A 12,071-nucleotide genomic window follows, 5' to 3' on the forward strand; every position below is an offset into this window, starting at 1 on the left:
GCTGCGCCGCATCAACCAGCAACGGAGAACGCGCATGAACAAGACCCCGATCGCGGCAATGGTACTGCTGGGCGCCCTGGCCCTGGCCGCCTGCCAAGGCCCGGAAGCGCAGCAGGCACAGCGCGACGCCAAGGTCGCCGCCGAGCAGACCGGCGAAGCGGCGAAGGAAGCCGCCGACCAGGCCGCGCAGACCGGTCGCGAGGTCGCCGCCGACGCCCGCGACGCCGCGCACCGCGCCGCCAACTCCGACGCCGTGCAGGATGCCTCTGCCGCTGCCAAGGAAGCCGCCGCCGATGCCAGCGAGGCCACCGCCAGCGCGGCGCAAAAGCTCGCCGACAAGGCGCGCGAGAAGGCCAACCAGGATCCGCACAACAGCGACAGCGAAAAGCATTGACGCAATGCCCGCTGCACCCGCGCTCGGCGCGGGATGCGGCGGGCGTGCCCCGCATCCGCCGGATCCCGCGCGATGTCGCAAGCACTTAGCAACGCGGCCAGTTAGCAACGCGGCGTGCCCCAAGATTTTTTCCAGTACCCAGGCTCGGTCGATTCCAATACCCAGCCTCGGTCGATCCGCTGCCTGGTTACACTCTGCACATGCCGACTTTCCACAGCGTGTGGATCAGAACCCGCCTGGCACTGCTGTTTTCCGCACTAGTCTTCATCTCGATCGGGTTCGGCATGTTCTCCGGTGCGCGGCGTTCGATCTGCGATGCGGCACGCGTGGCCCACACCCATCAGGTGCTGCGCAGCATCGACGAAGTGCAAGCGACCCTGCTGCAGGCCGAGACCGCGGCGCGCGGCTACGAACTCACCGGCAACCAACCCTACCTGAGCAACTACCGCGAGAGCACCGAACGCGTACCGCGGCACCTGGCGCAGCTGCGCGCACTGGTGGTCGACAACCCGATACAGATCGCCAACCTGGATATCCTACAGCGCCTCATGCGGGCACGGCTGACGCAACCGCAGCAGATGCTCGACATCTACCAGCGCGATGGCCTGGCCGCGCTGCAGCGCGCGATGGCGCCGAGCGTGTTCAAGCACTCCAGCGCGATCCACGATCACGTGCAGCATATGACCGAGCTGGAGCAACAGCTGCTGCGCCGCGACCGTTCCAACCAGCGCAGTTCCGATCTGCTGCTGGCCCTGGCCCTGGCCCTGGCCGGCATTCCGTTCGGCCTGGGCAGCGTGGGCGTGGTCTATGCGCTGCTGTTCCGCGAATTGCGCAACCGCAGCAACGCCGAGCAGGCCGCTTCGGTCGCCAATAAAAAGCTGGCCGCCAGCATCCACGACCTGGAGCGCACCAGCGCCGACCTCAATGCGCTCAGCCGCTACACCGGCCTGCTGCAGAGCTGCGTGGCCCCCAAGGAAGCGCTGGCGGTGACCGCGCGCATGCTCGCCGCATTGATGCCCGACGCCGGCGGCGGCGTGTATCTGTTGCGCGCCTCCAGGGATCGCGCCGAATCCATCGTCGCCTGGGGCGAGCCGCCGGTACGCAGCGCAGCGGCCGTGGCGCCGGCAGAGTGCTGGGCGCTGCGCCGCGACAAGACCCATTTCGTGCACGCGCTGCGCCACGACGCGGCGTGCGCGCACCTGCGCGAGGATCCGCAGGCGGTCGGCGCCAGCAGTGCCTGCATTCCGTTGTCCGCACAGGGCACGCAATTGGGCTTCGTGTTCCTGGCCGGTCCCGGCCCCGGGCCGCTGCCGCGCATCGCCATCGCCGAGGCCGCAGCCGAGCAGCTGTCGCAGGCGCTGAGCAACCTGCGCCTGCGCGAATCGCTGCGCCGGCAGTCGATCCGCGACCCGCTCACCGGCCTGTTCAACCGCCGCTACCTGGAGGAGTCGCTGAACCACGAACTGGCGCGCTGCGCACGCCGCTCGGTGCCGCTGTCGCTGCTGATGCTGGACGTGGACCACTTCAAGCACTTCAACGACCTCCACGGCCACGGCGGCGGCGACAGCCTGCTCGCTGCGGTTGGGCAGATGCTGGCGTCGCGGCTGCGCGGCGAGGACATCGCCTGCCGCTACGGCGGCGAGGAATTCACCGTGATCCTGCCGGAAACCGACGCGGAGGCAGCGCTGGCGATCGCCGAGCAGATCCGCGAGGCCGCGCAGCACATGAGCACCACGCTGGACGGCAAGGCACTGCCGGGGGTGACGCTCTCGATCGGACTGGCCTGCTATTCGCGCGACGGCGTGGTCGCCACCACCCTGCTGCGCAAGGCCGATGCGGCGCTGTACCGGGCCAAGCGCAGCGGCCGCAATCAGGTGCAGCAGTTCGATCCCGCGCTGGACGCAATGGGCTGAGGCCCATCGCGTCGCGATGGGAAGGCGCGCTGCGCCTTGCTGCCTGCCACCCAGGCCGCCGGGGACGGCAAGGTGGCCATTGGATCGCGCTGCAGGCCGTGGACCCGATCGCGGCATACGAAGCGTGCTTTAGCGATGGTTGTCACAAAACCTGAGCGGTAGAGCGGCGATAGTCGGTGTTCCCCCGACTGGAGACGTCTTCGCATGTCCATCTGGAAAGATCAGGGTACCCCGCGCAAGGACGGCCTGCCGCCTCCCGGAACGCCCGGCAACAGCGCAGTGCCGGAACCGCGGCCGGTCACCGAATCGGCGCCCGGCGAGTCCGCGGTCAGCGTCGCCGCGGCCGCTCCGCTCCCCGTCCGCGCCGCAACGCCGGCGGCGAAGGAGTCGCTGATCGCTGCCGACATCACCATCGAAGGCAAGATCGAAGGCACCGGCCATATCCGCATCGCCGGCAAGTTCAAGGGCGACGTCAACGTGCAGGGCGACCTGACCATCGAGACTGGGGCCAAGCTCAGCGGCGGCGTGCGCGCCAACAAGGTGATCATCGCCGGCGAACTGGAAGGCAACATCGAATCGGCCTCGCAGGTGGAACTGCTGGCTTCCGGCGCGCTGATCGGCGACGTCAAGGCCGGGTCGCTGACCGTGGCCGCCGGCGCGCGGATGCGCGGCCAGGCCGATTTCGGCTGGGAAGACGACAAGGGCCGCAAAGGCGGCAAGCCGACCACGGAGCCTGACGCGGGCGCATGAGCACACCGCGTCCCGGCACCCCGGGGGCGACCCGGACCTGCCCGCACTGCAAGGCCACGATCCTGGAGAGCGCCAGCGTCTGCCCGGCCTGCAAGCACCACCTGCGCTTCGACTCGGCGGTGCTGCAGCAGTCGGCCCCGACCGCGACGGTGCCGTTGCGCGTGCAGGGCACCATCCAGCATCCTGCCGACGGCACTGCGTGGGAGTACACGGTGGTGGTGACGATCCGCAACGGCCGCGGCGAGGAGATCAAGCGCCAACTGGTCGGCGTCGGTGCGATGCTGGACGGCGAGGAGCGCAGCTTCACCCTGTCGGTGGAAGCGACCCAGGCCAAGGGCGGCGGCAAGCGCGGGACGCGGCATTGAGGCCGGGACTCGGAATACAGCGTAGCCCCTCTCCCCCGGGGAGAGGGGTTGCGGTGAGGGGACGGCGTATACGTTCACTGCAACGTACGCGCAAGCACTACATGCATCTGCACATCCGCCTGCAACGTAGCGAACGCCAGCCCGTGCGCAGCGGTCAGGCGGTTGCGCACGAACGCGCAGGCGCGTAGCGCATTGGAGCCGATCCGCACCTGCGTGTAAACCGCTCAGCGTGGATTCTCATCTCCTGCACAGCGCCTTGGACACAGTGGCGGGCATGCCGAAACCCGCTTACCAGGACCTGGTGGTGCTGCGCCCGGAAGGGCTGTACTGCCCCGCCGGCGACTTCCATATCGACCCCTGGCGGCCGGTGCCGCGCGCGGTCATCACCCATGGCCACGGCGACCATGCCCGCGCCGGCATGGGCGAATACCACTGTGCTGCCGCCGGCCTGCCGATCCTGCGCTGGCGCCTCGGCGAGCAGGCCTACCACGCCTACGACTACGGCGAACGCTTCGCGCTGGGCGCAGCAACGGTGTCGCTGCATCCGGCCGGACACGTGCTCGGCTCGGCGCAGGTGCGCATCGAAGTGGACGGCGAGGTCTGGGTGGCCTCGGGCGACTACAAGCGCCAGCCCGACCCGACCTGCGCGGCGTTCGAAGTGGTGCGCTGCGACACCTTCATCACCGAGGCCACCTTCGGCCTGCCGGTGTACCGCTGGCCGGATACCGCGGCGGTGGCGCGCGAGATCGTCGCCTGGCGCCACGAATGTGCCGCGCGCGGCGAGGCCGCGGTGTTGTTCTGCTACGCGCTGGGCAAGGCGCAGCGAGTGCTGGCCGAATTGCAGCCGTGGGACGATCAACCGGCGCTGCTGCATGGCGCGGTCGCCGCCGGTGTGGCGGTATACCGCGACGCCGGCATCGCGATGCTGGACACGCAACCGGTCGCCGAGATGGACAAGCGCGCCGACTACGCCGGGCAACTGGTGCTGGCGCCGCCGTCGGCCGCGGGCAGTCCGTGGCTGCGCCGCTTCCGCCATGCGCAACTCGGCTTCGCGTCGGGCTGGATGCGGCTGCGCGGCAACCGCCGCCGGCGCAATTACGACCGCGGCTTCGTGGTCTCCGACCATGCCGATTGGCCGGACCTGCTGCGCACCATCGAGGAAACCGGCGCGCAGCGGGTCATCGCCACCCATGGCAACACCGACGCGATCATCCGCGCCTTGAACGAACGCGGCGTCGCAGCCGAGGCGTTCCGCACCGACTACGGTGCCGAGGAATGAAGCGCTTCGCCGCGCTGTACCGGCAACTGGACCAGAGCACCGCGACGCTGGACAAGCGCGCCGCGCTGGTCGCCTATTTCGAGCAGGCGCCGCCGGCCGACGCGGCGTGGGCGATCTGGCTGCTGAGCGGCGGCAAGCTGCGGCGCATCGCCAACACGCGCGAACTGCGCGCATGGATCGCGCAGGAAAGCGGCCTGCCCGGCTGGCTGGTGGACGACAGCTACGACCACGTCGGCGACCTCGCCGAAACCCTGACCCTGTTGCTCGACGATCCGGCCGCAGCCTCCGATCCGGCGCCGCTGCGCGACTGGATCGAGGAGCGCCTGCTGCCGGTCGCCGCGCAGGACGAAGCCGCGCGCCACGCCGCGGTGCTCGCCGGCTGGCGCAGCCTGGCGTTCGACGAGCGCCTGCTATTCAACAAGCTGCTCACCGGCGCGCTGCGCGTGGGCGTGTCGCAGCGGCTGGTACAGCAGGCGCTGGCGGCGATGTCCGGCATCGACATCGCACGCATCGCCCAGCGCATGCTCGGTGACTGGTCGCCGACCCCGGCCGCGCTGGAAGACCTGTTGTCGCGCGAGGTGCTGGCCAGCGACCGCCAGCAACCCTACCCGTTCTTTCTGGCCTCGCCGCTGGAAAACGCTGTGGCCACGCTGGGCGCGATCGACGACTGGCAACTGGAATGGAAGTGGGACGGCATCCGCCTGCAGCTGATCCGCCGCGCCGGCGAAACGGCGCTGTGGTCGCGCGGCGAGGAACGCCTGGACGGCCGCTTCCCCGAGATCGAAACCGCCGCGGCCACGCTGCCGCGCGATGCGGTGATCGACGGCGAACTGCTGGGCTGGCGCGACGACGACGACGCGCCGCTGCCGTTCACCGCGCTGCAGACCCGCATCCAGCGCCGCAAACCCGGCGCCAAGACCCTGGCCGATACGCCGGCGCGGGTGCTCGCCTACGACCTGCTGGAACTGGACGGCATCGACCTGCGCGAACAGCCGCTGGCGCAGCGCCGCGCGCAACTGCAGGCCTTGCTCGACGCGCATGCCGATCCGCGCATCGTGCTGTCGCCGCTGGTGCGGGCCGCGTCATGGGACGCAGCCGCGGCGCTGCGCGAGGATGCGCGCGAGCGCGGCGTGGAAGGGCTGATGCTCAAGCGCGCGTCCTCGCCCTACCAATCCGGGCGCCGCCGCGGCGACTGGTGGAAGTGGAAGATCGAACCGCTGACCATCGACGCGGTACTGCTGTACGCACAGGCCGGCCACGGCCGCCGCAGCACGCTGTACACCGACTACACCTTCGGCCTGTGGGACGGCGCGCAATTGGTGCCGGTGGCTAAGGCGTATTCGGGCCTGGACGACAGCGAGATCCTGGCCCTGGACCGCTGGATCCGCGCGCACACCACCGAACGCTTCGGCCCGGTACGCGCGGTGACGCCGTACCACGTGTTCGAACTCGGCTTCGAGGCGGTGAACAAGAGCAGCCGGCACAAGTCCGGTATCGCGGTGCGCTTCCCGCGCATCCTGCGCTGGCGCCACGACAAGCCGTTCGCCGAGGCCGACCGGCTGGCCACGCTGCAGGCGCTGGCGCGATGACCCCGGCGCAGGCGCGCAAGCGCCCGGCCGATGCGCCGCTGTACGCATGGTTCGCCGCGCAGGGCTGGCAACCGCTGCCGTTCCAGCGCGCACTGTGGCGGCACTACCTGGACGGCAGCTCGGGCCTGCTGCACACGCCCACCGGCAGCGGCAAGACCCTGGCCGTGTTCGGCGGCCCGCTGCTGGAAGGCCTGCGCGAACAGGCTGCGCTGCAGGCCACCGCACGCAAGGCGCCGCGCCGCAGCAAGGCCGCCGCCAGCGCAAGCACAGCGGCACCGAGCACGCGTGCGCGCCGGCAGGCGCAGCGCGACCTGAAAGTACTGTGGATCACCCCGCTGCGCGCGCTCGCCGCCGACACCTTGCGCGCGTTGCGCGAACCGGCACAAGCGCTCGGCCTGGACTGGCAGATCGGCCTGCGCACCGGCGACGCCAGCGCGCGCGACAAGCGCCTGGCGCGCAGCGGCAAGCTCGACGTGCTGGTGACCACCCCAGAATCGCTGGCGCTGCTGCTGTCCTACCCGGACACCGCGCCGCAGCTGGCGACGCTGCGCTGCGTGATCGTCGACGAATGGCACGAGCTGCTCGGCAACAAGCGGGGCGTGCTGCTGCAGCTGTGCCTGGCGCGGCTGCGCGCCTGGGCGCCGACACTGCGCACCTGGGGCCTGTCGGCCACGCTCGGCAATCTGGACGAGGCACGCGACGTGCTGCTGCCGCATGTGGCGGACGCGCCGATCGTGGCCGGGGTCAAGCCGCGCACGCTGACATTGGAGACGCTGACCCCGGCCAGCGGCGAGCGTTTCCCGTGGGCCGGCCACCTCGGCCTGGCGCAACTGCCGCGCGTGCTGGAAAAACTGTTCGCGGTACGCACCAGCCTGCTGTTCACCAACACCCGCGCGCAGGCCGAACTGTGGCACCAGGCGCTGGAGTCGGTGTGGCCGGAACACGCGCAGACCCTGGCCCTGCACCACGGCTCGCTGGATCCGGCGCTGCGCCGCGCCGCCGAACACGGCCTGCGCGACGGCAGCCTGCGCTGCGTGGTCGCGACCTCGAGCCTGGACCTGGGCGTGGATTTTCCCGCGGTCGATCAGGTGCTGCAGATCGGCAGCCCCAAGGGCGTGGCGCGGTTGCTGCAGCGCGCCGGCCGCGCCAAGCACCGTCCCGGCGAGGCCGGCCACGTGCTGTGCGTGCCGTCGCATGCGCTGGAGCTGGTCGAATACGCCGCCGCGCGCCGCGCCATCGCCCACGGCCGCATCGAATCGCGCCCGTCCCCGCGGCTGTCGCTGGACGTGCTGGCGCAGCATTGCGTGAGCTGCGCGCTGGGCGGCGGCTTCCGCGCCGACGCGTTGTTCGCCGAAGTCCGCGGCAGCGCCGCGTTCGCCGCGCTCGATGCGCCGACCTGGGCCGCGGTGCTGGAGTTCATCGTGCAGGGCGGCCGCGCGCTGGCGCAGTACCCGGACTACCGCAAGGTGGTGCTCGATGACGACGGCGTGTACCGCGTGCACGACCGCCGCATCGCGCTGCGTCACCGGCTCTCGATCGGCACCATCACCAGCGACGGCAGCGTCGCGGTGCGCTTCCTGCGCGGCGGCCGGCTCGGCGCGGTGGAGGAACAGTTCGTCGGCCGCCTGCGCCGCGGCGACCGCTTCCAGTTCGCCGGGCGCCTGTTGGAACTGGTGCGGCTGGAGGACATGACCGCCTACGTGCGCCTGGCCAAGGGCGGCGACGGCAGCGTGCCGAAATGGATGGGCGGGCGTATGCCGCTGTCCTCGGCGCTGGCGCATGAAGTGGAAGCCGTGTTCGCCGAGCCGCGCGGCGAAGAGGAGTTGCGCGCGTTGGCGCCGTTGCTCGGCCTGCAGCGCGCGTTGTCGGCGCTGCCGTCGCCGCAGCGGCTGCTGGTGGAAAGCGTGCGCGCCCGCGACGGCCGCCACGTGTTCGTGTACCCGTTCGCAGGGCGCCAGGTACACGAAGGGCTGGCCGCGCTGCTGGCGCTGCGCTGGGGCCGGCAGCAGCGCAACACTTTCAGCTTCGCCGCCAACGACTACGGGCTGGTGCTGTCGCCGGCGCAGGAGGTCGCCATCGACCCGGCCCTGCTGCGCGCACTGCTCAGCCCCACGCACCTGTTCGAGGACCTGCGCGAAAGCCTCAATCTTGGCGAACTGGCGCGGCGCCAGTTCCGCGAGATCGCACGCGTGTCCGGCCTGCTGCCGCCGAGCCTGCCCGGCGGCACGCCGCGCAGTCTGCGCCAGCTGCAGGCCTCCAGCGGCCTGCTGTACGACGTATTGAGCCGCTTCGATCCCGGACACCTGCTGCTGGCGCAGGCCGAACGCGAAGTGCTGCAGGGCGAAATGGAGCTGACCCGGCTCGCCGCCACCCTGCACGACTGCGCCGCGCGCCAACTGGCCGTGTACACGCCGCGCAGCCTGACGCCGCTGTCGTTCCCGCTGTGGGCGGAAAGCATCCGCGGCCAGCTCAGCACCGAGGACTGGAAAGCGCGCGTGATGCGCGCGGCCGCACAGCTGGAACACCGCCATGCGCGCTGAGCTTGACTGGACCCTGGCCGGCGAACCGATGACCCTGCTCGGCGAGCGCGCGCTGTACTGGCCTGCACGCCGGCGGCTGCTGATCGCCGACCTGCACCTGGGCAAGGCCGACGTGTTCCGCCGCGCAGGCATCGGCCTGCCCAGCGGCGGCACCGCGCTTGACCTGCAACGCATCGCCGCGCTGGTGCAGGCGCATGCGGCGCAGGAACTGTGGATCCTCGGCGACGTGCTGCACGGCGCCGCGCCCGCAGCCGCCTGGCAGCGCGACTGGCACGCCTGGCGCAACGCGCATCCGCAGCTGCGCGTGGCCGCGATCGCCGGCAACCACGATCGCGCGCTGGCCGGCGCCGGATTGGACATCGCGATGCTGGGCGAACAGGTCGAAGACGGCCCGTTCGCGCTGCGCCACGATCCGGCGCCGCACGCGCAGCTGCATGTGCTGTGCGGGCACCTGCATCCGCTGGCGAAACTGCCCGGCATGCGCCAACGCTGGTCGGCCTTCTGGCTGCGCGAACAGATGACGGTGCTGCCCGCGTTCTCGCATTTCACCGCCGGCGTGGTGCCGGTGCTGGAGGCGGGCGAACGCCTGGTCGCCTGCGTCGAAGGCGCGGTGCTGGCGTTGCCGGTGGCGATGCAATAACGCGTAGTCCTGGAGACTCAGATCATCCCTGTGGGAGGGACTTCAGTCCCGACGCTTTACCGATGACGCGTCGGGACTGAAGTCCCTCCCACAGAGAAGCGACGGCGCCGCGGCATCGCAACAGACCGGCCGATCGCAGAAACGACGTCGGTCGCCACCTGCACGAACGCACTGGCTCACTGCAGCTGTTCGCCCTGCGCCTGCCCCGTCGCAATCCTTGGCACGGCCGCCGTCTCCGCCAGCGCCTGCAGAAATTCCGGCTCCAGCGGCAGCTTGCCGAACCAGCCGTGCTGGGTACCGCTGAGTACGCGCAGCATGTGTCCGCGGCCGCCGGGCATGCGTCCGGCCGGCAGCATGCCGAGGTCGCGCACGCGCGCCACCAGGTCGCGCTCGGACTGGAACAGCGGCGTCAGCCAGCGGCTCCAGAACTGGTACACCGCCACATGCGCATGCCGCTGCGCCTGGTAGCGCGCCAGCGCCGCATCCAGATCCGGCGCCTCGCGCAAGGCCTCGCTCAGCACCCACGCATCCATCAGCGCCATGTTGACGCCCTGCCCCAGCTGCGGGCTCATCGAATGCGCCGCATCGCCGGCCAAGACCAGACGACCGCGGTACCAGCGCTGCTGCACCGCGTCGCGATAGCTGGCCCGCGCCAGTTGCGCCGGCGCGCACACCTGCGCCAGGCGCTCGCGCGCCTGCGGCCACAGCTGCGCCACCTCGTCCAGCCACGCGTCCATGCCGCGCGCCTGCCAGGCATCGAAATCGGCGGTGGGCAGGCTCCAGAAGAAACTCATGCGCGGCTCGGGATCGCCCGGGCGGGTGCCGACCGGCAGCAAGCCGATCATCTTGCGCGCGGCCACGTAGCGCTGGCGCAATTCGTCGGCGAAGGCCCAGTCGCCGCGCGGCAGCAGGCACCACAGCGCGCCCCACGCATAGACCCGGTCCAGGCGCGTGCCCCGCACCTGCGCGCGCAACACCGAGGCCGAACCGTCGCTGGCGATCACCAGGTCGAACGGGCCATGCCAGCGGCCATGCTGGTCCTGCACCCGGCGCAGGCCATCGTCGATGGCGACGATGCGCGTGTCGCGCTGCAGCTCGGCATAACCGTCCCATGCCTGCGCCAGCAGCGAGAACAAGGCGCCGCGCTGCATGCCCAGTCCGAACAGGCGCGCATCCAGATCGCGGTAGCGCATGTCCATCACTGCGCGTCCGCACGGCGTCTCGCCGTACAGGCGCCGCACCGGCGCGCCGTGCGCCAGCGCCTGCTCGAGCAGGCCGATCCGCCACAGCACCTGCAGCCCGGTCGGCTGCAGCAGGAAACCGGCGCCGACCGGACCCGGCTGCGGCGCGCGTTCGAACACCTGTAGCCGATGGCCGTCGCGCGCCAGCAGCAGCGCCAGCGCCTGGCCCGCCGTGCCGTAGCCGACGATGCCGATCTGCATCCGTTGCTTCATCGCATCCATTGATTGCGGGCGACACCGCCGCGGTATCGCCATCCATAAAAAACCCCGCCGAAGCGGGGTTCAAAAACAGCTCAGCCGAGCAAGCGATTTACTCGACAGGCGTAATATTGGAGGCCTGCGCGCCCTTCGGACCCTGGGTCACGTCATAGCTGACACGCTGTCCTTCCTGCAGGCTGCGGAAGCCCTTGGAATTGATCGCGGAGAAGTGCGCGAATACATCAGCGCTGCCGTCTTCCGGTGAAATAAAGCCAAATCCCTTGGCGTCGTTGAACCACTTGACGGTACCGTTCGGCATGGTGATGCGAGACCTTGTGCAATGAATGGGTGGTGGTTGTGCGGCATCCCGCACCGGCGGAGTATGCAAAGCTTGCGCAGCGAAGACAATCACCCGCGCGCCAGTTCGCCGATCAGCTCCGGCAGTCCCGCCGACGCCGCCTCCACGTTCGCCAGCACCTCGGCCAGGGTGATTTCCTGGGCGTCGCCGCAGCCCGCGGCCCAGTTCGCCACGATCGCCAAACACACGTATTCCAAGCCTAATTCGCGCGCCAGGCCCGCTTCCGGCATGCCGGTCATGCCGACCAGATCGCAGCCGTCGCGACGCAGCCGGGCGATCTCTGCAATCGTTTCCAAACGCGGTCCCTGGGTGGCGCCGTAGCAACCGCCATCGACCACCTCGGCACCGGTCACGCACGCGGCGGCCAGCACCTTGCTGCGCAACATCGGCGAATACGGATGGCCGAAATCCACGTGCAGCACCTCGCTGCCCGGCTCCTCGCTGAGCGTGGACACGCGGCCCCAGGTGTAGTCGATCAGCTGGTCCGGGCAGGCCAGCACGCGCGGCCCGAAGCGCTCGCCGATGCCGCCGACGGTGTTGAGCGCGAGCACCCGGGTGGCGCCAATTTGCTGCAGCGCCGCAAGGTTTGCGCGGTAATTGATCTTGTGCGGCGGCAGCGAATGGCCTTCGCCGTGGCGGGCCAGGAACGCGATCCGGTGGCCGAGCAGCGTGCCGATGCGCAGCGGGCCGGACGGGCTGCCGTAACGGGTGTCGACCTCGCGAGTCTCCACGTCGTCCAGCTGCGCGAGTTTGTAGACGCCGGTGCCGCCGATGACGGCCAGTGCGATGTTGTCCATGCGGATC

11 protein-coding genes are annotated in these 12,071 nt (G+C 70.4%); 8 read left to right on the plus strand and 3 right to left on the minus strand.

Annotated features, from left to right (window positions below; translation table 11 throughout):
- The first annotated feature begins 34 nt into the window (after positions 1-34).
- From ISN38_RS04320 to pdeM, 8 genes are all read left to right on the plus strand, one after another.
- A complete protein-coding gene (locus ISN38_RS04320) occupies positions 35-394 on the plus strand; it encodes a hypothetical protein (RefSeq protein WP_206712075.1) in 360 nt (119 codons plus the stop codon).
- Between the two features lie 200 nt (positions 395-594).
- Positions 595-2,307 carry a diguanylate cyclase gene (locus ISN38_RS04325; protein WP_206712076.1) on the plus strand — a complete coding sequence of 571 codons (1,713 nt, stop codon included), beginning with the start codon at positions 595-597 and terminating at the stop codon, positions 2,305-2,307.
- Positions 2,308-2,511: 204 nt separating this feature from the next.
- Positions 2,512-3,057 carry a bactofilin family protein gene (locus ISN38_RS04330; RefSeq protein WP_004426462.1) on the plus strand — a complete coding sequence of 182 codons (546 nt, stop codon included), beginning with the start codon at positions 2,512-2,514 and terminating at the stop codon, positions 3,055-3,057.
- On the plus strand, positions 3,054-3,422 hold the full coding sequence (locus ISN38_RS04335; protein WP_003479271.1) for a hypothetical protein: 369 nt from the start codon (positions 3,054-3,056) through the stop codon (positions 3,420-3,422). The genes ISN38_RS04330 and ISN38_RS04335 overlap by 4 nt, the downstream gene beginning before the upstream one ends.
- A 274-nt stretch (positions 3,423-3,696) precedes the next feature.
- Positions 3,697-4,701 (plus strand): ligase-associated DNA damage response exonuclease, encoded by a 1,005-nt coding sequence (locus tag ISN38_RS04340; RefSeq protein ID WP_004426459.1) that lies wholly within the window; start codon positions 3,697-3,699, stop codon positions 4,699-4,701.
- Positions 4,698-6,290 carry an ATP-dependent DNA ligase gene (locus tag ISN38_RS04345; protein ID WP_004426456.1) on the plus strand — a complete coding sequence of 531 codons (1,593 nt, stop codon included), beginning with the start codon at positions 4,698-4,700 and terminating at the stop codon, positions 6,288-6,290. The genes ISN38_RS04340 and ISN38_RS04345 overlap by 4 nt, the downstream gene beginning before the upstream one ends.
- The gene (locus ISN38_RS04350; protein WP_206712077.1) at positions 6,287-8,830 is read left to right on the plus strand and encodes a ligase-associated DNA damage response DEXH box helicase; all 2,544 of its coding nucleotides are present in this window, start codon (positions 6,287-6,289) and stop codon (positions 8,828-8,830) included. Before ISN38_RS04345 ends, ISN38_RS04350 begins: the two co-directional genes overlap by 4 nt.
- Positions 8,820-9,470: a ligase-associated DNA damage response endonuclease PdeM gene (gene pdeM / locus ISN38_RS04355; RefSeq protein WP_004426450.1), complete on the plus strand. Its 651-nt coding sequence runs from the start codon at positions 8,820-8,822 to the stop codon at positions 9,468-9,470. The genes ISN38_RS04350 and pdeM overlap by 11 nt, the downstream gene beginning before the upstream one ends.
- A gap of 176 nt (positions 9,471-9,646) precedes the next feature.
- On the opposite strand, the gene ISN38_RS04360 is transcribed toward pdeM, so the two are convergent.
- The 3 genes from ISN38_RS04360 to ISN38_RS04370 all read right to left on the minus strand — a co-directional run bounded on the left by ISN38_RS04360 (position 9,647) and on the right by ISN38_RS04370 (position 12,064).
- A complete protein-coding gene (locus ISN38_RS04360; RefSeq protein WP_047325564.1) occupies positions 9,647-10,924 on the minus strand; it encodes an FAD-dependent oxidoreductase in 1,278 nt (425 codons plus the stop codon).
- A 97-nt stretch (positions 10,925-11,021) separates the two neighbouring features.
- Positions 11,022-11,228 carry a transcription antiterminator/RNA stability regulator CspE gene (cspE, locus tag ISN38_RS04365; RefSeq protein ID WP_003488188.1) on the minus strand — a complete coding sequence of 69 codons (207 nt, stop codon included), beginning with the start codon at positions 11,226-11,228 and terminating at the stop codon, positions 11,022-11,024.
- 89 nt (positions 11,229-11,317) lie between these two features.
- The gene (locus tag ISN38_RS04370) at positions 11,318-12,064 is read right to left on the minus strand and encodes an S-methyl-5'-thioinosine phosphorylase (RefSeq protein WP_004426421.1); all 747 of its coding nucleotides are present in this window, start codon (positions 12,062-12,064) and stop codon (positions 11,318-11,320) included.
- Positions 12,065-12,071: the final 7 nt, after the last annotated feature.

The organism is Xanthomonas translucens pv. undulosa, from assembly GCF_017301775.1.
GTDB classification, from domain to species: Bacteria; Pseudomonadota; Gammaproteobacteria; order Xanthomonadales; family Xanthomonadaceae; genus Xanthomonas_A; species Xanthomonas_A translucens.